The sequence below is a fragment of the Paenibacillus sp. BK720 genome (assembly GCF_011761545.1).
Taxonomy (GTDB): Bacteria; Bacillota; Bacilli; order Paenibacillales; family Paenibacillaceae; genus Pristimantibacillus.
The window spans coordinates 1,046,979-1,069,485 of the sequence record NZ_JAASRQ010000002.1 but is presented as its reverse complement, the minus strand read 5'-3'; the positions used below and the strand labels follow the sequence as shown (position 1 = coordinate 1,069,485).

21 protein-coding genes are annotated in these 22,507 nt (G+C 52.2%); 2 read left to right on the top strand and 19 right to left on the bottom strand.

The window, feature by feature from the left end; translation table 11 throughout:
- The first annotated feature begins 56 nt into the window (after positions 1 to 56).
- Positions 57 to 1,244, top strand: a complete 1,188-nt coding sequence (locus FHT67_RS11530; protein WP_167198205.1) for an MFS transporter — start codon at positions 57 to 59, stop codon at positions 1,242 to 1,244.
- A 5-nt stretch (positions 1,245 to 1,249) separates the two neighbouring features.
- On the opposite strand, the gene FHT67_RS11525 is transcribed toward FHT67_RS11530, so the two are convergent.
- Together FHT67_RS11525 and FHT67_RS11520 are read right to left on the bottom strand one after the other, a co-directional pair.
- On the bottom strand, positions 1,250 to 2,953 hold the full coding sequence (locus tag FHT67_RS11525) for an ATP-binding cassette domain-containing protein (protein WP_167198202.1): 1,704 nt from the start codon (positions 2,951 to 2,953) through the stop codon (positions 1,250 to 1,252).
- Entirely contained in the window at positions 2,950 to 3,795 is an 846-nt protein-coding gene (locus tag FHT67_RS11520; RefSeq protein ID WP_167198199.1) for an ATP-binding cassette domain-containing protein, read from the bottom strand. Before FHT67_RS11520 ends, FHT67_RS11525 begins: the two co-directional genes overlap by 4 nt.
- A gap of 113 nt (positions 3,796 to 3,908) precedes the next feature.
- Between FHT67_RS11520 and FHT67_RS11515 the strand changes: the two genes are divergently transcribed.
- Positions 3,909 to 4,526 (top strand): biotin transporter BioY, encoded by a 618-nt coding sequence (locus FHT67_RS11515; protein ID WP_167198196.1) that lies wholly within the window; start codon positions 3,909 to 3,911, stop codon positions 4,524 to 4,526.
- Between the two features lie 198 nt (positions 4,527 to 4,724).
- Here the strand turns inward: FHT67_RS11515 and FHT67_RS11510 are convergent, their stop codons facing one another.
- The 17 genes from FHT67_RS11510 to FHT67_RS11430 form a co-directional block, all read right to left on the bottom strand.
- Positions 4,725 to 5,888, bottom strand: coding sequence for an iron-containing alcohol dehydrogenase (locus FHT67_RS11510; protein ID WP_167198193.1), 1,164 nt, complete (start codon positions 5,886 to 5,888; stop codon positions 4,725 to 4,727).
- A gap of 154 nt (positions 5,889 to 6,042) precedes the next feature.
- Complete coding sequence (locus tag FHT67_RS11505) at positions 6,043 to 6,534, bottom strand: YlbF/YmcA family competence regulator (protein WP_167198190.1); 492 nt, start codon at positions 6,532 to 6,534, stop codon at positions 6,043 to 6,045.
- Between the two features lie 31 nt (positions 6,535 to 6,565).
- Entirely contained in the window at positions 6,566 to 8,143 is a 1,578-nt protein-coding gene (gene miaB / locus FHT67_RS11500; protein ID WP_132305514.1) for a tRNA (N6-isopentenyl adenosine(37)-C2)-methylthiotransferase MiaB, read from the bottom strand.
- Between the two features lie 184 nt (positions 8,144 to 8,327).
- Positions 8,328 to 8,903, bottom strand: coding sequence for a phosphate propanoyltransferase (gene pduL / locus FHT67_RS11495; RefSeq protein ID WP_132305516.1), 576 nt, complete (start codon positions 8,901 to 8,903; stop codon positions 8,328 to 8,330).
- Positions 8,904 to 9,080: 177 nt separating this feature from the next.
- A complete protein-coding gene (locus FHT67_RS11490; RefSeq protein WP_132305518.1) occupies positions 9,081 to 9,947 on the bottom strand; it encodes a 2-oxoacid:ferredoxin oxidoreductase subunit beta in 867 nt (288 codons plus the stop codon).
- Between the two features lie 2 nt (positions 9,948 to 9,949).
- Positions 9,950 to 11,683, bottom strand: coding sequence for a 2-oxoacid:acceptor oxidoreductase subunit alpha (locus FHT67_RS11485; protein ID WP_132305520.1), 1,734 nt, complete (start codon positions 11,681 to 11,683; stop codon positions 9,950 to 9,952).
- Between the two features lie 198 nt (positions 11,684 to 11,881).
- A complete protein-coding gene (locus tag FHT67_RS11480) occupies positions 11,882 to 12,826 on the bottom strand; it encodes a dipeptidase (RefSeq protein ID WP_132305522.1) in 945 nt (314 codons plus the stop codon).
- Positions 12,827 to 12,935: 109 nt separating this feature from the next.
- Positions 12,936 to 13,196 (bottom strand): stage V sporulation protein S, encoded by a 261-nt coding sequence (locus tag FHT67_RS11475; protein WP_005550495.1) that lies wholly within the window; start codon positions 13,194 to 13,196, stop codon positions 12,936 to 12,938.
- A 139-nt stretch (positions 13,197 to 13,335) separates the two neighbouring features.
- On the bottom strand, positions 13,336 to 14,133 hold the full coding sequence (locus FHT67_RS11470; protein ID WP_167198187.1) for a TIGR00282 family metallophosphoesterase: 798 nt from the start codon (positions 14,131 to 14,133) through the stop codon (positions 13,336 to 13,338).
- Between the two features lie 149 nt (positions 14,134 to 14,282).
- On the bottom strand, positions 14,283 to 15,824 hold the full coding sequence (gene rny / locus FHT67_RS11465; RefSeq protein WP_132305526.1) for a ribonuclease Y: 1,542 nt from the start codon (positions 15,822 to 15,824) through the stop codon (positions 14,283 to 14,285).
- 181 nt (positions 15,825 to 16,005) lie between these two features.
- Positions 16,006 to 16,686, bottom strand: coding sequence for a RecX family transcriptional regulator (locus FHT67_RS11460; RefSeq protein WP_167198184.1), 681 nt, complete (start codon positions 16,684 to 16,686; stop codon positions 16,006 to 16,008).
- A 74-nt stretch (positions 16,687 to 16,760) separates the two neighbouring features.
- The gene (recA, locus tag FHT67_RS11455) at positions 16,761 to 17,816 is read right to left on the bottom strand and encodes a recombinase RecA (RefSeq protein ID WP_132305530.1); all 1,056 of its coding nucleotides are present in this window, start codon (positions 17,814 to 17,816) and stop codon (positions 16,761 to 16,763) included.
- Between the two features lie 287 nt (positions 17,817 to 18,103).
- Positions 18,104 to 19,354 carry a competence/damage-inducible protein A gene (locus FHT67_RS11450; protein WP_167198181.1) on the bottom strand — a complete coding sequence of 417 codons (1,251 nt, stop codon included), beginning with the start codon at positions 19,352 to 19,354 and terminating at the stop codon, positions 18,104 to 18,106.
- Between the two features lie 91 nt (positions 19,355 to 19,445).
- Complete coding sequence (gene pgsA, locus FHT67_RS11445; protein WP_127495768.1) at positions 19,446 to 20,024, bottom strand: CDP-diacylglycerol--glycerol-3-phosphate 3-phosphatidyltransferase; 579 nt, start codon at positions 20,022 to 20,024, stop codon at positions 19,446 to 19,448.
- 206 nt (positions 20,025 to 20,230) lie between these two features.
- Positions 20,231 to 20,722 (bottom strand): YajQ family cyclic di-GMP-binding protein, encoded by a 492-nt coding sequence (locus tag FHT67_RS11440; protein WP_132305534.1) that lies wholly within the window; start codon positions 20,720 to 20,722, stop codon positions 20,231 to 20,233.
- A gap of 35 nt (positions 20,723 to 20,757) precedes the next feature.
- On the bottom strand, positions 20,758 to 21,696 hold the full coding sequence (locus FHT67_RS11435) for a helix-turn-helix domain-containing protein (protein ID WP_167198179.1): 939 nt from the start codon (positions 21,694 to 21,696) through the stop codon (positions 20,758 to 20,760).
- A gap of 18 nt (positions 21,697 to 21,714) precedes the next feature.
- The gene (locus tag FHT67_RS11430; protein WP_132305538.1) at positions 21,715 to 22,485 is read right to left on the bottom strand and encodes a DUF3388 domain-containing protein; all 771 of its coding nucleotides are present in this window, start codon (positions 22,483 to 22,485) and stop codon (positions 21,715 to 21,717) included.
- Positions 22,486 to 22,507: the final 22 nt, after the last annotated feature.

The window sequence follows — 22,507 nt, the reverse complement described above, 5'->3', positions numbered from 1 at the left end:
GTGACAGGTGCGTGGCATGTCTTATAAAGTAGATTTATATGAGGGAGGTAACCAGAATGGAACCATCAACACGATCGCAGCGACTACTTTTTATGACGGTAACGTTAATGTTCTGGATTGCGATGTATACATACGTGCCAACGTTGTCGCCTTACTTAAGCTCGAGAGGGCTTTCGCTTGATTTAATCGGAATTGTGCTTGGCAGTTATGGCTTCGTTCAGCTGTTAATCCGTTTTCCGCTCGGGATGCTGTCGGACCGTTACGGAAAAAGAAAGCCTTTTATCCTGCTCGGCATGCTGGCCGCCGGCGTCAGCTGTCTTCTGTTTATCATACCGGGGAGCTGGCTATGGCCGCTTGCGGGCCGCGCGATGGCGGGATTATGCGCATCGACCTGGGTCGCGTTTACGGTAATGTACGCGAATTATTTTGCGGCTGAAGATGCCACGAAGGCGATGGGAAACATAAGCGTGATGACCGTATCGGGCCAAATGATCGGGATGCTGTTAAGCGGCTGGATGTCCGAAGGATTTGGAGCGGATGCTCCTTTTGTGCTTGGGGCGATAATTGGAGGAATTGGCCTTTTGCTGGCACTCGTCATTCACGAGCCGGCCAAACCGCTTCATGAGCGGAGCGGAATATCGTTCTCTAAGATTCAAAGCGTAATCCGGACAAAGCTGCTGCTGCGGGTCGCCCTGCTCTCTTTGCTCGCGCATTGCGTGCTATTCATTACGATGTTCGGATTTACGCCGTTAAAAGCGGAGGACATGGGCGGCAGCGGACTCGAGCTTACGCTTCTCGTTTTCGCTTTTATGGCGCCGCACGCCCTCGCTTCCATGTTTACGGCCAGGTGGTTCGCGCCGCGCTTCGGGAATTGGACGACGATCGGCACCGGCTTTATTCTAAGCGCCATCTGCACCGTCTCGATCTGCTATGCGCATTCCATCTGGGTTCTTATGCTTACGCAGATGGTTAACGGATTTGCGCAAGGCTTGCATATCCCTCTGCTGCTTGGGCTTGCGATCCATGACGTGGACCCTCCCGGCCGGGCTACCGCCATGGGACTGTACCAGGCGGTCTACGCGGCGGGCATGTTCGCGGGTCCATTCCTTGCGGGCTGGCTGAACGAAGGCTGGGGGTTAAACAGCGGATTCGCGCTGGGCGGGATGTTTGGTCTCATCGCAGCCGTGCTATGTCTCGTCTATTACCGGTCGGACAGGAAGTTAATTAAGTCCATTAATAATTAATGCCATTATCTGATTAAAAAGAGAATGATAGCGGCGACAGCCGCGGAAAAGACGATACTTATATCCTCCCGGCTGAACTTCAGCCGGAGGCCGTGCGTTGGCTTCGCAAGCGGATGCCCGATTCCGCGGGCTTCCAGCGCATCCGACATCTGCTCGGCCAAACGCAGCAAGGAACGGATGTACGGCACCATGGCAGGCAGCAGCATCCGGAACGGTAGCGAGCCTACGGCCGTTGTGACTTTGCCCCTCGCATGCGCGATCTTGACGTAACGCTCCCATTCCCCCGCAAGCAGCGGAATAAAGCGGAAGATCAAGGTTACCGTTAGCGCCACGGACGCCACGGGGACTTTGAAGCGGCTCAGCCAGCCAAACGTCTGCTCCAGGCTGCGCTGGACCCGCAGCGGCGTCACGAGTCCCATAAGCGGCAAGCCCAGCATCATCACGAGCAGCAAACCGCTGAAGCGCTGAATCGTCTGGAGGGCCGCCTCCCATTCGAAGGCAAACGGGCTAAAATGCACGCCCGATATAATGGCGATCACCGCCGTCATGATCACGTAGGCCCGGATGGCTTTCATCCAGGGCCTTATTTGCGCCCGCAGCGGGATCAGAACCGCGAGGGAGATGACCGCGGCGACTGCCAGCCCGGCCCAGCTGCGCTGGAGCAGGACGGTCGTGGCGAGCAAGAGGTACGCGGCGATTAACGCCCGCGGATCGAACCGCGCAGCGAGCCCTTGGGTTGGAGCCGCAGCGGGCGGAGCCTGCGGCGAAGCAAGCGCTGCTGCGGGCGTATCGGCAGCAGCGCTTGCGGCAGCGGCTTGCAAGGGCGGGCGTTCCGCCGTCCTTGCGCCGTGGGCGGCGCGCTGCGCCGCCAGCAGCGCCGCGAGCTCGCGCGGCGCCGGCCACGGCGCGCCGCCTGGCGCAGCCGGCGGCGCAAAGCCGGCCGCGCGCAGCTGCGCCAGCGTGCGCTGCGCCTGCGGCGCGGCGGCCTCGTGGGCGCGGTTCTCCGCCCACGAGGCCGCCGGAGCCGCTTCGCGGACGGAGCCGCCGGCAAGCACGGCGACCTCGTCCGCAAGCGGCAGCAGCGCGTCGAGGTCGTGCGTGGCCACGACCGCTCCGCGCCCCGCCGCCCTGTGCGCGTCCAGCATCGCGCATAAGCGGCGGATGCCGTCGGCGTCCAACCCCGCCGTCGGCTCGTCGAGCAGCAGCCATTCCGGCTCGCATGCCAACAGGCAGGCCATGGCAAGCCTTCGCTGCTGCCCGCCGCTTAGCGTCCAAGGATCGCGCAACAGCAGCTCCCTTGGCAGTCCCGCCTGCTCCATTGCTTTTTCGATTCTGCTAGCCTTCTCTTCGGCATTCAGCCCGTAAGGCTTCAACGAATATTCGAACTCTTCCCTTGCCGTCGACGCAAACCATTGCGATTCGGATTGCTGAAGCGCAATGCCCGTCCGAATCACAATCGACTTATTCAACCGCTGCTTTTTCCCCTCGTTCATCCATAAGTTTTCATTTCCCTGACCGATTTTCCCGCCGGCTAATCGGCGCAAACCCGCCATCGTCTCGAGCAGCGTTGATTTGCCCGAGCCATTATGTCCGACAAGCAGCGTAATAGCTCCTTTTCGGAAGGTCAGGTTAATCTCGCTTAACAGCAGCTTGTCCGGCTCATGGGCCGCGGCAACCGATACCTGCTTCAGCTTCCAATCTTCTGTCATACCGTTGTCACCGCCTTAACAAGCATTTCTGGCGTCATTGGCAGCGGCTGCAGCTTTAGTCCAAGCTTCTCGAGCTCCCAAGCCGTCCGAATGACGTAAGGAGCTGAAAAGCCCAGCTCCTCGCATGGACTGCTTCCCTCGGCAGAGCAACGTTCGAACAGCTTCTCTGCGGTTCCATCGAACCGGAGCTCTCCTTGCTCCAGCGCCAGGACGCGGTCGCCGGCAGCAAGCTCCTCCAGCTTCTGCGTTATCCAGATGACCGTTACTCCGCCGCTGTTCAGCTCTCTAACCTTAGCCATTACACTTATGCAGGCTTCGGGATCCAGCATAGCCGTAACTTCATCCAGAATAAGCATCGGCGTTTGCACGGCGAGACAGCCCGCTATAGCCGTCAGCTGCTTCTGACCGCCGGACAAGGTTTCTACCGGTTGATGCATGCGCGAATGCAGACCGGTCTGACGAAGGGCAGCCTCTGAGAGCCCCGCAATCCTGCTGCCGTCGACGCCATGCTGCTCGAGCATCATCACGATATCCTCCCAAGGTGTTGAACCCACCATGGACGCATCCGGCTGCTGCAGCACCATTGGAACCTGCCCCGTTATGAACCGGGCTTGATCCTTCTCAACCCCGCCTACAATCCGAAAAGCGCCGAAACCGGCGATTAGCCTCGCCAGCGTGCTTTTCCCGCTTCCGTTCCTACCGATCAGGTTAATCCATTCCCCTTCTGCAATCGTCGCCGACACGTTGCGCAGCAGGAAAGGCTGGGCCTTCATTTGCTCCCCGTAAGCAAGAGGCTGAACTGACACATTGGTCAGCTCTGCCAAATTTTTTTCCGAAAACATTTCTTCTACCTCTTCCCCAAATGAAAAAGCTGTGCTAAAATCCGATTTGTTAACCTTAATAAAATATAAATGGTTAACAATTAAATTGCAATCACCAAAGGAGTCGATCTACCATGCGCACCGGCAGTAATATTCGAGGCACCGTATTTATCGCCTTATTCGCAGCTCTCTTCATCGTAATGAGCGCCATTCAGATCAAAGTGGGTTCTTATGTGCCTATTACCCTTCAGACGCTTGCAGTCACGTTAGCGGGAGCGATTCTGGGCCCTCGCAAAAGCTTTATCTCGCTTTGGATCGTAATTGCCCTAACCGCGACAGGCCTTCCTCTATTAAGCGGCAGAGGCGGTCTTGAGACGCTGACCGGAGCAACCGGCGGATTTATCTTTGCCTTCCCGTTCTGCGCTCTGCTGATCGGCTTTGCGACGCAAGCTCTCTTCCGCAGCGAAGCTCTCATGCGCAACCGGATTGTTGGATTTATCGCTTTGTTTATCGTGTTCGAGCTGTTCGGCTCTTTCCTTGCTTATGTGCCGGGCGTGCCCTGGCTGGTGCATGTAACGGGCCTTGGCTTTGGCAAAGCCATGACGGCCGGGTGTTACCCTTACCTTCCCGGTGACGCCGTTAAATCCTTTGTTGCGGCAGTTATCGTACTGTCTCTCAAACCATACATTCTGAGAATTCAATCGTCAATCCATTCCGAACAGGAAGGCAGCCAGCTCCACACAACCATTTAATAAAATAGTACATGCAAAAGCGGCTGCGCCAGGACTTATCCTGCACAGCCGCTTTTTTGCGCATGCCTTTAATTAACCCCATTAAGGAATGAAAGTCCGACTTAACCGTACGATTTTAAACTGGAAAATCCCTGCATTCCGCCCAAAAAAAGAGGCAGACCAGGTTTTCGCCCTAATCTGCCCAGCTAGCCTATATCCTTACAGAGACAATCGATAGATCGCCACAACATCTTCCTTCGTCAGCTTGCGGAAGTTGCCGCGGGTACCGCTTCCGGTTGTTTTCTCCGCCATCTCTTCCAGTCTGCTGTCGTCGATCTCGTAGTCCGCGAGGCGCGACGGAGCGCCGATCGAATTCCAGAACTCGCGCAGCTTCGCAATCCCTTCGCGGGCTACTTCAAGGTCGTTGCGGCCATCGGCATTCACCCCGAATACATTGACCGCGAACTGCTTGAAGCGTGCCACGTTTTCCTCCACCACATAGTTCATCCAATTCGGGAACAGAATGGCAAGACCGCCGCCGTGCGGAATGTCGTACACCGCAGACACCGCATGCTCCATGTCATGGTTCGCCCAGTCGCCGATAACGCCCATAGACAGCGTTCCGTTCAGAGCCATCGTGCCGCAATATAGAATCGTCTCGCGCAGCTTCACGTTTGTCAGATCGTTCACGAGGCCTGGAGCTGTCGCAATTACGGTGCGCAGAATCGTTTCGCAGAAGCCGTCCTGCACCGGTGTATTCGCGTCATGATGGAAATACTGCTCCAGTACGTGAGCCATCATATCCACCATGCCATAGACCGTATGGTCTTTTGGCGCGCTGGCCGTAAATACCGGATCCAGAATGGAGAACGTTGGATAAGCCAAAACGTTGCCCCAGCCATGCTTCTCCAGCGTCTCTTGATTGGTAATAACCGAACCGGAGTTCATTTCGGAGCCCGTTGCCGCAAGCGTGAGCACGGTGCCAAGCGGAAGCGCTGCTTCCGGCTTCGCCTTGCGCGTTACGACGTCCCAGAAGCTGCCCTCGTATTTCGCGGAGATAATAATGGCTTTCGCGCAGTCAATGGTACTGCCGCCGCCAACGGCCAGCACCCAGTCAATCGACTCGGAGCGGCACAGCTCGGCTCCGCGGTGCACCGTCGACAGACGCGGATTAGGTTCAACGCCGCTTAACTCGGTAACCGTACAACCCGCTTCATCCAGCTTGGCGAGTACTTGCTCGTAAAGACCGTTTCGCTTAATGCTTCCGCCGCCATAGACAAGCAGCACGCGTTTTCCCAGCTTTGCCGCTTCGACGGGGAGCTGCTTTAATTGCCCTTCACCGAAGTGCAGGCGGGTCGGATTGTAGTATGTAAATGGATACATAATCGTATTTCTCCTCTCCTAATTGGTTTTTAAGGCTTAAATGCTCCGACAGTTCATTTTGGCACAATCCTGTCTTTATTATGAGAGTCTCCGCCGAAATTATAGGGAAAAATAAAGAGAAGCGATCCGATGCAGAATCGCCTCTCTCTTTATTCTAGTCGCATTCAGCCGGCGCTTCCACCGTAGCGTCTTCGACATTGATTTTCTCGGATACCGTATCGCGTACGATCGAAATGACCAGCTGCAGCAAATAGTTGATGTCGGATTGGCTTTGCTGGAACTCCGATACGATCGGAATACCGTCCAGCTCGTCCTGCAGCACTTCCATTTCGCCTTCGATTTTTTTCACCATTTGCTCGTTTTTGAACGTTGTTTCGAAGGCAACGACTTCTTTTTGCTTCTTCTTGATAAGCGAGATCAGCGATTGGACGCGTTCATTGCCTTGAATCTGCTTCTCGGCCCGGCGGTAAAGCTGGACTTCCTCGGAAGTAAAGATAAGATCCGCCAGTTCCTTCGCCTTTTGCATAATATCTTCGCGGACCAGAAGATCGCGGGTATTGAATTTCGGAACATTGCAGCCATGGTCATGGTCATGGTCATGGTCATGGTGGTGCTGCGAATTAACTGCGGTCTGTTGTTCGGACATCTATCATCTCTCCCACTAATATGAGTCGCTTTTAGGATACGTTGCTGGCGGAACTCGCCAACGGTTCTGCTCTAATATACCATGTTTTTGCTTCCGTTACACGAACTTGTATGAATTGTCCGATCCATTCTTTCGGACCTTCCAAATGCACGAGCTTATTCGTTCGCGTCCGGCCGGCCAAAATATTCGGATTATTCTTGCTCTCGCCTTCCACCAGCACTTCCACAATCTCGCCTTCCATCCGCTCATTGCTTCTGCGGCCCAGCTCGGCCATCAGCTCGTTCAGCCGCTGCAGGCGCTTCTTCTTCACTTCCATCGGCACGTTGTCTTCCATAGCGGCAGCAGGTGTGCCTTCCCGCGGCGAATAGATGAAAGTATAGGCAAAATCAAAGCCGACCTGGCGAACCAAGGTCATCGTATCCTCGAATTGTTCGTCCGTTTCGCCCGGGAAGCCTACGATAATGTCCGTTGAGAGAGAGACATTCGGAATTTCCCGCTTGATTTTCGCTGCAAGCTCAAGTATTTGCTCCCGGGAGTACTTGCGGCTCATCCGCTTGAGCACTTCCGTGCTGCCGGATTGAATCGGCAGGTGGATATGTTCGACCAGATTGCCGCCTTGCGCCAGCACCTCGACCAGATGATCGTCGAAATCCCGCGGATGGCTTGTCGTAAAGCGAACGCGAGGAATATCGATTTTGGACATGTCATGCATCAAATCGCCAAAGCGATAAGAGATGTCTTCGAAATCTTTTCCGTAGGCGTTTACATTTTGCCCTAGCAAGGTAATCTCTTTAAAGCCTTGACGTGCCAGCTCGCGCACCTCCGCAATAACATCCTCCGGCCGGCGGCTTCTCTCTTTGCCCCGCGTGTAGGGTACGATGCAATACGTGCAGAACTTGTCGCAGCCATACATGATATTCACCCATGCCCGCATGCCGTCCCGCTTCTTCGGCATATTCTCGATGATGTCGCCTTCCTTGGACCATACCTCGACTACCATTTCTTTGCTGAAGTAAGCGTTTTGCAGAAGCTGGGGCAGACGGTGAATATTATGCGTGCCAAAGATCATATCCACGAAAGCATGCTTTTGCAGAATTTTGCCCACCACCGACTCTTCCTGCGACATACAGCCGCATACGCCCAGCAGCAGCTCCGGCTTTTGCTGCTTCAAGGTTTTGAGATGCCCGAGCTCGCCGAATACTTTATCCTCGGCATTCTCGCGGATCGCGCAGGTATTCAGAAGAATGACATCCGCCTGCTGGCGGTCTTCGGTTCCGGTATACCCCATCTCCTCGAACATGCCCTTCATCACTTCCGTGTCATGCTCGTTCATTTGGCAGCCGTATGTTTGTATTAAATAGAATTTCCCTTTACCGATGGTTTGCAGCTCCTCGGGAATCGAGAAATCGTAATGAACCTCTATGTCTTCTTTACCGCGTTTCTTTTCGTCTTTATAGTTCGGAGTGGAGTTGATCTGTACGTTCCTGCCTTTAATGCGGTAGGTCGTTACCCCGTCTTCCTCACTAAGCACCTTAGCATCCGAGAAGTCAAAGTATTTGGAGTAGTCTTTAACCTTGTCGGTTTGAGCTTTCGGGTTCCCCTTAGACATGGTTGTTCACACTTCCCTCTACATGAAATATTGCGGTTTGCCCCATTGATTAAACATACCTTTGCCCAATAAAAAATTATAGCACAACTATAGCAAGGATATCCATTTCATGGCGACTATACGAAAAGGCCGACAGCGGTACGGGACCGCTTGTCAGCCTTCTTAAACAGCCTATGACAGGCCTCTATTCGATAATTTCGGCTGTATCGCCATTTTTGATGCCTGCCGCATTCGCTTCATCGGTATCAATATGCATATCCAGCGCAAAATCCGGCGATACGCGCGCAATAACCTGCTCGAATACAACTCCGCGCTCGCCTTGGAAACGAACCTTCAGGTGCTGCTTGTCCGCAATGCCCCATTTTTCCGCGTCGCTCGTATGGAAATGAATGTGGCGGGCCGCAACGATAACGCCCTCCTCGATCGTAACCTCGCCTGCCGGTCCTTTGAGCGTGATGCCTGCGGAGCCTTGAATGTTGCCGGATTCCCTGACGGGCGGGTTAATGCCAAGGGCAAAAGCATCCGTACGCGATACTTCCAGCTGGGTAGCTTTGCGGACCGGACCCAAAATTCTTACTTTCGGGAAAGAGCCTTTCGGACCGATTACCGCAACCGTCTCGTTCGCCGCGTATTGCCCCGGCTGGGACAACGGTTTTGCTTCCGTAAGCTCGCTGCCTTCTCCAAACAATATAGCGACATGCTCCGCAGAGAGGTGAATATGTCTTGCCGATACGCCAACGGGCACCATTTTTTGTTCCATATGTTTCTACTCCTTTGTATCTATGTATGGTTACAAGCGTAAACGGCTGCGCCGTCCTTAGGAGGGCAGCATGCGTTCCGCGAATGAAATATAAGCATCGTATAGAAAAAAACTATACTTCCTTATATTTTAAAAAAAGCATACGGCAGATAAAAATGCCGTATGCCCATCATACACTTATTTAAATTCGGCAACAAGTTTATTGAACTGTTCTTCCGACAAAGAAAGATCCTTCTTCGCAAGAGCTTCCGCGCCAAAGCCGCTGATCATGTCCTCATACGATTTGCGCTGCGTGTTCTGATAGATCAGACCCGTCAGCATGCCTTCCGTTTCCATGATCTTGTTCATCGCCATAATGCGGTTCGAAGGATCGTAATCAGGGAACTGCTCCAGGTTTACGATGTTTTGCTTAAACCAGTCGTACGTGTTTATTTTGTTGAAGGTAACGCACGGGCTGAACACGTTGATCAAGGAGAAGCCCTCATGCTTGATACCCGCTTCGATCAGAGCCGTCAGCTGCTTCAAATCGCTCGAGAACGATTGGGCAACAAACGTTGCGCCGGCCGACATCGCAATTTCAAGCGGCGACAAAGTGGATTCGATCGATCCTTCCGGGGTCGACTTCGTTTTGAAGCCTTCCGCGCTGCGCGGCGATGTCTGGCCTTTGGTCAGACCGTAAATCTGGTTATCCATAACGATATACGTAATATTCAGGTTACGGCGGATAGCATGGACGGTATGGCCCATGCCGATCGCAAAGCCGTCTCCGTCGCCGCCCGATGCGATAACGGTGAGCTCCCGGTTGGCAAGCTTGACGCCTTGCGCGATTGGGAGCGCGCGGCCATGAATCCCGTGAAGGCCGTAGGCGTTGATATAGCCGGAAATACGGCCGGAGCAGCCGATACCCGAAATGACCGCGAGTTCTTCCGGTTCTAGGCCCACGTTCGCCGCCGCGCGCTGAATAGCGGCTTGGATGGAGAAGTCTCCGCAGCCCGGGCACCAGTTCGGCTTCACATTATTTCGAAACTCTTTGAATGTTGCCATGATTAGTCCAACTCCTTGCACGCTTTATAAACTTCCGATGGCAGGAACGGATTACCGTCATATTTCAGCAGGTTGCGGATTTTTTCCGCGAAGCCCGCATGCATCTTGATCTGGCCGGCAAGCTGTGCGGTCGCGTTGTTCTCGATAACGACCACTTTCTTCGCCTGCTGCAGATGAGGAATGAGCTGCTCCGCCGGGAATGGATGAATTTGACGGATCGTAATATGATTCGAAGTAATGCCGTCGTTTGCCAGCCATCCGCGGGCCTGATCAATCGTTCCGCCCGTAGAACCCATGCCGATAACGAGAAGATCCGGCGTTTCGTTTGGCGCATCGATGCGGAGACCTTCGCGAATTTGCAAGCCGTTCAGCTTGTTGAGACGTTTATCCATCATCTTCTGACGGTTAACCGCGCTTTCGGAGGGACGGCCCGTTTCGTCATGCTCAACGCCGGTTACGTGGTGGATGCCGTGCTTCGCGCCAGGCAGGACGCGCGGCGAAATGCCGTCTTCCGTCAATTCGTAACGCTTGAAGAGCTGCTGCGGCTCGAGCTCCGGCGCTTCCTGAACAAGCTTGCCGCGGTTGATTTGAATCGAGTTGAAATCAAACGGTTCGCAGGACTGCTTGCCGAGCGACAGCTGAAGATCCGTCATTACGATAACCGGCACCTGATATTGCTCCGCCAGATTGAAGGCTTCGATCATATCGTGGAAGCAGTCTTCGATAGAAGCCGGGGCGATAACGATCTTCGGAATCTCGCCATGCGTTCCGTAAACCATGGCGTTCAGGTCGGATTGTTCCTGCTTGGTAGGCAGACCCGTCGAAGGCCCGCCGCGCTGCGTATCCACGATAACAAGCGGAGTTTCGGTCATACCGGCAAGACCAATCGCCTCCATCATCAGAGACAGGCCAGGGCCGGCAGAAGCCGTCATCGTGCGTACGCCTGCGTAGTTGGCGCCAATCGCCATCGTAACCGCGGCGATTTCGTCCTCCGTCTGAACGACGGTGCCGCCAAGCGCCGGCAGCTTTTTAATCAGGTATTCCATAATCTCGGATGCCGGAGTAATCGGATATGCGGACATCAAGCGGCAGCCTGCAGCCAGACAGCCAAGGCCAATCGCTTCGTTGCCGATCATGAACAGCTTCTGGCGGCCGTCGGCCTCCTCCAGCTTGAATTCGTTAAGCGGTCCGCCCGCTTGCTCCAATACGAACTCGGCGCCTTGCTTAACCGCTTCGATGTTTTTCTCTACGACTGCCGCGCCCTTGCGTCCGAATTCTTCTTCTACCGCTTTATTAAATACCTCGAGAGGCAAACCGAGCAAAGCCCAGGATGCGCCCGAAGCAACCATGTTCTTCATCAGGGAAGTACCGAGTTCCTCCGCCATTGCCGTAATCGGAACGGCGAACAGACGCGCGTCGATCCCTTCCGGCACAACGGGATTAAACTTCGCATCTGCCACGATTACGCCGCCGCTGCGAAGCTCTTTTGCGTTCAAATCTATGCTTTCTTGGTCGAACGCCACGAGGATGTCCAGATCATCGGAGATCGCCCGGATCGGATATGTGCTGATTCGAATTTTATTATTTGTATGTCCGCCCTTGATCCGAGACGAGAAATGACGATATCCGTATAGGTAATACCCAAGCCGGTTAAGCGCCGTTGAAAAAATACGGTCCGTACTTTCGACGCCTTCCCCTTGTTGCCCTCCGATCTTCCAAGACAATTGACTAATCAAAACGCCCATCTCCTCTTTTTGATGGCTTAAGCCGCGTACATTACTAAGGCAGTTATCCAACAATAATTTATATAATGAATGAACAGTCAAACCAAGTGTAAAGGTGCGGTTTGAAAATTGCAAGATGTAAACGTTTAATGAATGATAATGATTTTCGATTGTATATATACCATATTCAGATTTGTTTCGAGCCGCTTGTTATGCCGGGAGATTTACGCTTAAAAATGAAAGCGCATTACCCGAAAGAAACCGCTTGGTCTGCTCCTCCGAATAGTTTTTCAGCAGCGCTTCCCGCAGCCTGTACACCTCTCCGGGATGAGTCAGCCCGTTCACATATTTGTCGATTCCGTCAAAGTCGGATCCAAGCATAATATGGCGCTCCCCGCCAAGCCCGCCGACATGATCGATGTGCCTTAACACGTCATCAACCGTTGTCTTCTCCCCTTCCGCTACAAACCAAGGCACGTAAGTAATGCCGACTAGACCCTGCAGCGCAATGATCGCCTTTATCTGGTCATCCGTCAGATTGCGTGGATGATTGAGAAGCGCCTTTGCATTGGAGTGCGAGGCAATAATCGTCTTCGCAGCCAGGTCAGCCACATCCCAAAAGGCTTTTTCGGACAGGTGAGACACATCAACAAGTATGCCCAGCTTGTCGCATTCGGCGACAAAGTCTTTACCCTTGGCCGTCAGACCGCCTCCACGGGCCTCCATAACGCCGTCTGCGGCCCAGTTCGCATGGTTCCAGGTCAATCCTGCCGCACGCACGCCGAGGCGGTAAAGGAGCCTTAGAATCGGCATGCTGCCTTGCAGGCCGTCAACGCCTTCAAGCGAGAGCAAAGCGCCGATCTTGCCGGCAGCGAGGCTTTCCGCCAGATCGGATTGACTCCGGATCAGCATCATATCCGGACAAGCCAGCACCTTCTCGTAGAAATGGTCAATACATTCCAGTATGGGCTCGATAGAACCGTTCAGCTTTTCCGGTATGTATACCGCAAAGGTCTGCAGGACGGCTCCCGATTCCTTCAACCGTTCATACGTTACGTCCAGCAGACCCGGTTCACTTTCTTGAAAAGTCAGATTCGGATGCGCAAGCAGCTTGCTTAATACATCGCAGTGAAAATCCGCAATGCCATAGGACACGATTCGATCACCTCTCCCTTACTCCGCCAGCATCAACAAAGCAAAAAACCTGTCTACTTCGTAAACAGGTTCAAATACCCGGTACCATCCAGCCTTGCTCGGTTAGATATTACCTAGGTTCAACAATCAGTTTAATCGCTGTTCGATCTTCTCCATCAATGACAATGTCAGTAAATGCCGGTACGCAAATCAAATCCACCCCGCTTGGAGCTACGAATCCTCGAGCAATCGCTACCGCCTTGATCGCTTGATTGAGTGCACCCGCCCCGATGGCTTGCAATTCAGCGGCGCCGCGTTCACGCAAAACTCCGGCTAGCGCACCTGCAACGGAATTTGGATTGGACTTTGCTGAAACTTTTAATACTTCCATGAAAAAGGACCTCCTCGGGAATGATGGATGGATTCCACTATTTAGATAGTATTCGAGAGAGGTTAAAAAATTCCTGCTATCACCGCAATAACTTTCATATCAATTCTGAATTGACTAAACTTTTAGAATATTCATATAACTACTGCATGAGCAGCCAGTCGTCTTCGGTAAGGCGAATTTTCAGGATTTTGGTCGCTTGCCCCGTTGCATCGTCAATCTGCACCGATACCGCATGCAAATGCCAGTCGCCTTCATCCACGACAAAGCGAGTTGGCAGCTGGGTTAAGAACTTGTGCAGGACAGCGTTGCGTTCCATACCGAGAACGCCGTCGCGAGGTCCTGTCATACCTACGTCCGTCAAGTAAGCCGTTCCGCCCGGCAGAATCCGGTCATCGTTGGTTTGCACATGCGTATGCGTACCTACCACGATTGAAGCCTGGCCAGCCAAATGCCAGCCCATCGCAATTTTCTCGGAGGTTGCTTCCGCATGGAAATCCACCAAAATGTTTTTGGTTTTTTCTTTCGCTTGCTCAATAAGCTCTTCCGCTTTCCGGAACGGGCAGTCAATCGGAGGCAGGAAGGTCCGGCCTTGCAAATTAATGATAGCAAGCTGCTTGCCGTTGGCTTTGATTAGCGCGAGACCTTGGCCCGGCGTGCCTTCCGGGAAATTGGCCGGACGGACCATTCGCGGCTCTTCGTCGATCCACTCGAAAATATCTTTGTTGTCCCAAGTATGATTGCCCATCGTAATCCCGTGAACGCCCCATTCGAAAAACTCCCGGGCAATCGCATGCGTAATGCCCCGGCCCGCTGCGGCGTTCTCGCCGTTCACGATAATAATATGCGGGTTGTACTTGCTTCTCAGTGCCGGCAGCACCTGCTTTAACGCTTTGCGTCCTACGCTTCCTACGATATCGCCAATAAATAATACGTTCACTCTGCCACTCCTTTAGTATGCAAAAAAAGTGGCTGACAAGCAGCCACTTTTCGTTCTTGAATTCTAAGGCTTAGAATTCTCCGGATTGATACGCGCTTCCCCGCCTAAGGACGGCGATAGCCGTTTCACCTTGCCTTTTTGCATGTGATCTACTTCGCATATTCAACTGCACGGGTCTCACGAATAACCGTAACCTTAATATGTCCCGGATAATCGAGTTCACTCTCGATCTTCTTCGTAATGTCTCGTGCAAGCCGGAATGCTTCCGTATCGTCGATCTTCTCAGGCTGAACCATAACGCGTACTTCGCGTCCTGCTTGAATTGCGTAAGATTTCTCGACGCCGTCGAACGACTCCGAAATATCTTCCAGCTTCTCCAGACGTTTGATGTACGTTTCAAGCGTTTCGCGGCGTGCGCCAGGACGAGCGGCAGACAAGGCGTCTGCTGCGCCGACGAGCATCGCGATAACGGAAGTCGCCTCCACGTCGCCGTGGTGGGAAGCGATACTGTTGATCACAACAGGATGCTCCTTGTACTTCTTCGCCAGCTCTACGCCGATCTCGACGTGAGAGCCCTCAACCTCGTGGTCAAGCGCTTTGCCGATATCGTGCAAAAGACCCGCTCGCTTGGCAAGCGTAATGTCTTCGCCAAGCTCTGCAGCCATAAGCCCCGTCAGATAAGCAACCTCCATCGAGTGCTTCAATACGTTCTGACCGTAGCTTGTCCGGTACTTGAGACGTCCCAGAATTTTAATCAAATCAGGGTGCAAACCATGAACCCCAACCTCGAAAGTAGCCTGCTCACCGTATTCACGGATACGCTCGTCCACTTCCTTGCGGGACTTCTCGACCATCTCTTCGATTCGAGCCGGATGAATACGTCCATCTGCAACAAGCTTCTCAAGGGAAGTTCGGGCAATTTCGCGTCTAATCGGGTCAAAGCCTGACAGGATGACCGCTTCCGGTGTATCGTCGATAATCAGATCGATACCGGTCAATGTTTCGAGTGCACGGATATTACGGCCCTCACGCCCGATAATGCGGCCTTTCATCTCTTCGTTAGGCAGGGTAACAACGGATACCGTCGTTTCTGCAACGTGATCTGCCGCACAACGTTGGATAGCGAGCGAAATAATATCGCGTGCCTTCTTATCGGCTTCTTCTTTCGCTTGCTGCTCGATCTCCTTGATCATCTGTGCCGTTTCGTGACGCACTTCCTGCTCCACATTCGACAAAATAATCGACTTCGCATCCTCCATCGTTAAGCTGGAGATGCGCTCCAATTCACTTAACTGCTGCTTGTAAATGGATTCAATTTGTTCTTGTGTTTCATCGATCCGTTTCTCTTTGTTGGCCACTAACTCTTCTTTGCGTTCGAGCGCTTCTATCTTTTTATCCAGCGACTCCTCTTTCTGGAGCAAGCGTCTTTCTTGACGCAATGACTCGTTACGCCGCTCACGGATGTCTTTTTCAGCCTCCGTACGGAGTTTGTGGATTTCATCTTTTGCTTCGAGCACCGTTTCCTTCTTCTGGGCTTCTGCTTCCTTCTTCGCATTCTCTACGATTTGAACAGCAGCTTGCTCAGCGCTGGAAATTTTGGCCTCGGCAATCGACTTGCGAATAAAATAACCAATCCCAAAGAAAATAACGCCAACAACGAGACAGATCAACACCGTCCAAATAGGGTCCATCTTGTTCACCTCCTCGTTGCATTCACCAAGGCAAGCTTGGGATGATATTAGGTTTTTAGCCGGTTTCCATACCGATTGATTCTCTAACTTATTGACGAAAATAATCGTTTCAAATCAACTTTTGGAAGGAAAATTGATTTGATATAAAAGGAATACAATTTTATTTTATCTTTTGGCAAAATCAATTGTCAAGCAAAAGCCCTTCATCCTCATCCGCCTGCTCGAATTCCGCTTCATCTATAGCCGCTTTTGCCGCTTGTTTCACGACATCCGAAGGAAAGCCCCGACGCATTAAAAAGGCCATCAGTTTCTGCCGTTTCTCTCTGTTCTCGCCTTTGAGAGAACGCCATTTCTTCTTCGCCGCATGTACAGCCGACGCAAGCTCGTCATCCTTGTCGATCGAATCAAGCGCTTCGGAAGCCGCCTCCCTCGATACTCCCCGCTGCTGCAGCTCCTGCCTGATCCAACGGCTGCCCTTCTGACTGTAACGGATACGCTGCTTGGCGAAATGCCGCGCATACTCTCCATCATCAACAATATGCTCCGATTCTAAACGTTCAAGCGCATACGCAATTGGTTCAGGTTCAAATTCCTTGCGGAGCAAATATTGCTCGATCTGCTTGCGCGTTCTTGCTTTTATGCCGAGGTAGGCGATAGCTAACGCATAGGCGTGGTATCTTTCATCCTCATCGGCAATCTCTGCAATAGCTTCGCTGGTCAGCTCCGTCCCTTTAAATAGCCGGAATTTAATAAGAAGATCTTCATGAACAGATAACAGAGGATCTTCAACGCCGTTCGTATAGATATGGTATCGTTTGCGGTCCTTGCGGTCCTGCTCCACCGCGGAAATCTCGATTAACATGCTTTTTACACCCCGTCTCCGTGCAAAGAAGCAGCGCCGTCCTCGAAGGGACGGCGCTGCTTCTTCCTTATTTATTAATCGTCAAGTTCCGACTCATCAAAGTCATCATCGTCATCCTGCGAGAAGTTAGCAGGCTGCGCGGAAGCGGACAAATTGCTTTGCTCGCGGATTTGTTTCTCGATAACGGCAGCTACCTCCGGATGATCCTTCAGGAATTGCTTCGCATTCTCGCGGCCTTGACCGAGACGGTCGCCATTGTAGGAGAACCAAGCCCCGCTCTTCTGAACGATATCCATCTCTACGCCAATATCTACGAGGCTGCCTTCTCTCGAAATGCCTTCGCCGTACATGATGTCAACCTCCGCTTGCTTGAACGGAGGAGCTACCTTGTTCTTCACGACTTTAATCCGCGTACGGTTACCAACCATATCGTTGCCTTGCTTGATCGTTTCAATGCGACGCACTTCCAGACGCACGCTGGAATAGAACTTCAGTGCACGGCCGCCAGGCGTAGTCTCCGGGTTACCGAACATCACGCCGACTTTCTCGCGCAATTGGTTAATAAAGATGGCGATTGTCTTCGACTTGCTGATCGCGCCACCCAGTTTACGCAAAGCTTGCGACATCAGACGTGCCTGCAGACCAACATGGGAATCCCCCATATCGCCTTCAATCTCTGCTTTCGGTACAAGCGCTGCTACCGAGTCGATAACGATAATGTCAACTGCGCCGCTTCGTACAAGAGCTTCCGCGATCTCAAGCGCCTGCTCGCCCGTATCCGGCTGCGACAACAGCAGCTCATCGATATTTACGCCAAGCTTGCTCGCGTACAATGGATCAAGCGCATGCTCCGCATCGATAAATGCAGCTTGTCCGCCGATCCGCTGTACTTCCGCAATAGCGTGAAGCGCAACGGTAGTTTTACCGGAAGATTCCGGTCCATAGCATTCAATAATACGGCCTCTTGGCATACCGCCGATTCCAAGAGCAATATCTAAAGCAATTGAACCGCTTGGCACGGTTTCAACTTGCATATGTGTGGATTCCCCTAATTTCATGATGGAGCCTTTACCAAATTGCTTCTCAATTTGGCGTAAAGCCATCTCCAAAGCAGCACGACGATCCGACAAGCTACTCACATCCTTCGTTATTTATAATTGTATGATACCTTTTTTCTGCTCAAATGCCAAGCTTTTTTTCGAACATACATTCGTCTTTTTTATTTCCACGTCCTTTCCAGACGCATGGCGAAAGGGCTTTTGCCATATTGGGCAGCAATGCGCGATTCGTCAAGAAATCTAAAAATAGACATAAAAAAACCGCAGCAAAGTAATCTTCGCCACGGTTCTTCCGCATGAAACCAATTATAGCGGAAATGGTACAAACAGGCAAGTATTTTTCGCGTTAATCCGACAAATTATTGTTCGCGAAGCTTCAACCACAATTGATACAATGCAGCCTTAACCGCGCGAATGCGGATGATGGCGCGGGTACCCGAGAAATGGCCCGTAAATACGGCCGTCGGTTTGCCCCTCTCGGCAACCGCATAATAAACCAGCCCAACCGGCTTGCCTTCCGCCTGCGACGGACCGGCCACCCCGGTCAACGACACGCCGAAATCGGAATCTCCGATCTGTCTGACGCGTTCGGCCATCAACGCCGCCGTCGACTCGCTGATGGCTCCCGGCGCGCCGTCTCCTTCCAATTGGGCCATCGGGATGCCTAGCAGCTTATGCTTCATCTCGTTCGTATAAGTAACAACGCCTCCGGAATATTCTCCGCTGCTTCCGGGAATGCCGGAAATAAGCTCCGCAAGCAAGCCACCGCTGATGCTCTCGGCAGTCGAAAGCTTTCTTCTTGATGTCCGAAGCAGCTGCACGACCTGTTCTTCCAGCGTAATCTCGTCCTGCGCGTATAAGTACTCGCCAACCCGCTGCTTGATCGCTTCGACGGTTTGATCCAATTTGACTATTGCATCGGCCTCGTTCGCCGCTTTTGTCGATACCCGAATGGCGACCTCGCCTTCTTTCGCATAAGGCGCGATCGTAGGATCAGATTGAGCTTCAATGATATCAATCAGCTTTGCTTCAAGCGTCGATTCTCCGATCCCCGCAAACATAAGCAATCTCGAATAAAGCGGTTCCTCTGCTCCCAGAATAGACCGAAGCCATTCCGACGCCGGCCCCTCCATCATGGGCTTCATCTCGCGCGGAGGCCCGGGCAGCAGCAAATAATGCGTCCCGTCCTCGGAAAGGCCGTTGCCGACGGCGAGACCGGCTTCATTGTCAATCGGAGCGCTGCCGTCAATCATCAGCGCTTGTCTCCGGTTGCTCTCTACCATGTGGATGCCGCGCGAGCTGAACATCTGCTCGATTTTGTCCATGGACGGCTGATGGAGGGATAAACCGCGGTTCAGATAATCCGCGAGAACATCCTTGGTCAGGTCATCCTGCGTAGGTCCAAGCCCGCCGGTAAACACGAGCAGGTCTGCTCGCTGACGGGCAATCTCGATCGCTTGGCGGATCCGGTTCGGGTTATCGCCGACGACCGTCTGGAAGTAAACATCAATGCCAAGCGATGCAAGCTTTCTGGATAAGTATTGCGCGTTCGTGTTTACGATTTGACCGAGCAGCAGCTCGGTACCTACTGCGATAATTTCAGCTTTCATGCGATTTCCCCCTTCGAGTCAGCAGCATTAGGAAGCAAAAGCACCTCTCCAGGAATGGAAAGATGCTTTATTGTTGCTTATATGATCCTGATTATTGCACAGGAATCAAATGTTTGTTCTTGAAGAAATAGTCGAATCCGGAATATACCGTAATAATAACGGCAATCCAGCTTACGATATCGTCAAACGGAAAATCGATGAACGTAAACGGGAAGTTGTTTAGCAGAAGGGAAATGATCATCGTGATTTGCACGGCTGTTTTCCATTTGCCCCATTTGCTAGCGGCCATTACGCTTCCTTCCAGCAAGGCAATCTGACGCAAACCCGTTACCGCGAATTCGCGGCTAATGATAATGATGGCCATCCATGCCGCCAGCTTATCCATTTGGACAAGCGAGATCAGAACAGCAGCCACAAGCAGCTTGTCCGCCAGCGGATCGAGAAGCTTGCCCAGGTTGGTTACGATCTTGTTCTTTCTGGCGATATAGCCATCGAGACCGTCGGTGCTAGCCGCTATGATAAAGATTATAGCCGCTATAATCTGATTGTATGTAATGGAGTAATCATCGCCGAACGCAAGAGGCTTAATATCGATATTAACGAGCAGAAATACCATTATGATCGGCACTAAAATAATTCTGGCCAGCGTAATTCTATTTGCCAGGTTCATTCGTTCACACCCCCGGACCGTCTAGCCGTGTTCCTGCATTGATGCATGATTGCTTGTACTGTCATATGTATGTCCCCCGGATCGTTTCCAAAACTATCTAACCAAGTATAATACATGCCATTTCCTATGTCAAAATAACGAACGTCATAGAGCGAAAGCCCTTCTTGCCTGATTGGACGAGGCAGCGAAGGGCCGGAAAGGGCTTATTAACGGTAATTGGTGAACTGCAGCTCGACTGTCAAATCCGCTCCTCGAAGAAGAGCCATAACGGCTTGCAAATCATCGCGGCTTTTGCCGGTTACGCGGATTTGGTCGCCTTGAATCTGGCTTTTCACTTTAATCTTCGAATCCCGGATCAGAATATTGATTTTTTTGGCATTGTCCTGATCGATGCCCGATTTCAGCTTAATGCGCTGACGTACGGTGCTCGCCGAAGCCGATTCAACCTTGCCGTATTCCAGGTTTTTAATCGGAACGCCGCGCTTGACCATCTTCGATTTCAAAATATCAAGAACGCTTTCCAGCTTGAAGTCGTCATCGGAAACCACAACAAGCTCTTCTTTTTCCAGCTTAATGCTGCTTTTGCTGCCTTTGAAGTCGAAGCGTGTCTCAATCTCCCGCTCCGCTTGCTGAATCGCATTGTTAAGCTCTTGCATATCCATCTTCGAAACAATATCAAACGAACTTTCAGAACTCATCGTTTACAACTCTCCCTTTGCATCTATTTCGTTCCTTACTGATTCTCCGTACCTGCCGAGTCCCCAGGCGTGGAAGAATTGTCCGGACTTTGAGTTGAAGTCCCTTCCGTTCCACCGGTACCCTCTGCCGGGTTCAGCTGGATTTTCTTGGAACCTGCGCGGTCGCCGTCGTTGATTTGCACGCCATCGACGGTAATCGAGCTCAGGTCGGCACGCCCGACATTAATGTAAAGCGGTTGATCCAGATCATAAGTGAAGGCCGAGCCGTCCGGAGCCGTCTCCGAAATAATCGCTTTGCCGGAAGAGCTTCCCGAACGCACTTCCGTCCAGCTTGGCCCGCCGGAAATTTTGATCTCTACTTTATGGAGCACGCCTGCCGGTGCGACATCGTAATGATCAACCTTGCCAACCTTGGACGAGAACGTCACGGTAGTCGGCGATTGGCTTGGAGTTGGCGTAGGCGTTGCCGAAGGTGTAGTTGTTCCGCCGTCGTTCGACGAATTTGGCGACTGGGTTGGCGGAGCAGGCGAAGCCTGATCGGTAATATTCGTATTGTCGATTTCGTCTGGATCATCGGCTTTCTGATTAACGAAATAAACCCACACGACAACTACGATGAGGATCAGGAAGGACCACATCATTATGTTGAAGCCGAGCTTGCTGATCCGCTCCGATGAACGGGTGCGAACCCGCTTAGGCTGTCTGGCCGGAACGGCTTCCACAATTTGATCCGTAACGGAAGCCGGAATCTCGTGCTGGTACAGCCGAAGAACTTCGTCCGCATCCAGTCCGACGGCATCGCAGTAATTTTTCACAAAAGCGCGTAAATAGAACGTTCCCGGCAGCACGCTGTGGTCGCCGCTCTCGATCGCTTCCAAGTAGCGCTTGCGTATTTTCGTAATCTCTTGAACATCATCAAGCGTTAATCCGCGCTCTTCCCTTGCTTTGCGAAGCAACGCTCCTAAATCTGACATGGTGTCTACTCCTCTCTGCTAGAATTCATTATCGGAATAATTGGCCGTAAATGATTCGTATGTAATCTCTTCGTCAGGTGTATTTCGCAGCTCGATAATCATGTCAAAATGGCTGTAATCGTATTGCGATTCCTTAATAAAGATATCCGGATGCTCAATAACCTTCGTGGAAGGCATCGCCATAATTTCCTGCAGCAGCGAGTAGTGCTTCTCGTTGGAGCGAATTGTGCTTACGATACCGTCAATGATAAAAATGTTGTTGTCGTTCATTTCGTCCTCGGACAGCTGGCTGCGTACGGTTTGTCTCAGCAAAGTCGACGATACAAAGGTCCATCGCTTGTTCGAGCATACGCTCCCGGCAATAATCGACTCCGTCTTGCCTACACGCGGCATGCCACGCAAACCAATAACCTGATTGCCGTCCCGTTTAAACACTTCCCCGAGAAAATCAACCAAAATACCTAGCTCGTCCCTTGTAAAACGGAAGGTTTTGCGGTCATCCGAGTCACGTTCGATATAACGTCCGTGACGGACAGCCAATATGTCAACGATCGTAGGCGTGCGAAGCTTGTTAACCGTGATGTTATCCACCTTCTGCAGCATTTTGCCGAGCAGGACGATTTTTTCTTCGTCATCCGTCTGGAGCAGCATGCCGCGCGTACGGTCCTCTACGCCGTTAATCGTCATAATGTTTACCTCAAGCATACCTAGCAGTGATGCGATATCGCCGAGAAGACCCGGCCGGTTCTTATGTATTTTGTATTCCATATAGTATTGCTGCTTTGCCATTTCACACCGTCCCTTGTTGTCA

Bases quoted from the DNA above. Each gene is read 5' to 3' on its own strand.
- FHT67_RS11530 (WP_167198205.1), top strand. From the start codon at position 57: ATGGAACCATCAACACGATCGCAGCGACTACTTTTTATGACGGTAACG.
- FHT67_RS11525 (WP_167198202.1), bottom strand. From the start codon at position 2,953: ATGACAGAAGATTGGAAGCTGAAGCAGGTATCGGTTGCCGCGGCCCAT.
- FHT67_RS11520 (WP_167198199.1), bottom strand. From the start codon at position 3,795: ATGTTTTCGGAAAAAAATTTGGCAGAGCTGACCAATGTGTCAGTTCAG.
- FHT67_RS11515 (WP_167198196.1), top strand. From the start codon at position 3,909: ATGCGCACCGGCAGTAATATTCGAGGCACCGTATTTATCGCCTTATTC.
- FHT67_RS11510 (WP_167198193.1), bottom strand. From the start codon at position 5,888: ATGTATCCATTTACATACTACAATCCGACCCGCCTGCACTTCGGTGAA.
- FHT67_RS11505 (WP_167198190.1), bottom strand. From the start codon at position 6,534: ATGTCCGAACAACAGACCGCAGTTAATTCGCAGCACCACCATGACCAT.
- miaB (WP_132305514.1), bottom strand. From the start codon at position 8,143: ATGTCTAAGGGGAACCCGAAAGCTCAAACCGACAAGGTTAAAGACTAC.
- pduL (WP_132305516.1), bottom strand. From the start codon at position 8,903: ATGGAACAAAAAATGGTGCCCGTTGGCGTATCGGCAAGACATATTCAC.
- FHT67_RS11490 (WP_132305518.1), bottom strand. From the start codon at position 9,947: ATGGCAACATTCAAAGAGTTTCGAAATAATGTGAAGCCGAACTGGTGC.
- FHT67_RS11475 (WP_005550495.1), bottom strand. From the start codon at position 13,196: ATGGAAGTATTAAAAGTTTCAGCAAAGTCCAATCCAAATTCCGTTGCA.
- rny (WP_132305526.1), bottom strand. From the start codon at position 15,824: ATGGACCCTATTTGGACGGTGTTGATCTGTCTCGTTGTTGGCGTTATT.
- FHT67_RS11460 (WP_167198184.1), bottom strand. From the start codon at position 16,686: ATGTTAATCGAGATTTCCGCGGTGGAGCAGGACCGCAAGGACCGCAAA.
- FHT67_RS11450 (WP_167198181.1), bottom strand. From the start codon at position 19,354: ATGAAAGCTGAAATTATCGCAGTAGGTACCGAGCTGCTGCTCGGTCAA.
- pgsA (WP_127495768.1), bottom strand. From the start codon at position 20,024: ATGAACCTGGCAAATAGAATTACGCTGGCCAGAATTATTTTAGTGCCG.
- FHT67_RS11440 (WP_132305534.1), bottom strand. From the start codon at position 20,722: ATGAGTTCTGAAAGTTCGTTTGATATTGTTTCGAAGATGGATATGCAA.
- FHT67_RS11435 (WP_167198179.1), bottom strand. From the start codon at position 21,696: ATGTCAGATTTAGGAGCGTTGCTTCGCAAAGCAAGGGAAGAGCGCGGA.
- FHT67_RS11430 (WP_132305538.1), bottom strand. From the start codon at position 22,485: ATGGCAAAGCAGCAATACTATATGGAATACAAAATACATAAGAACCGG.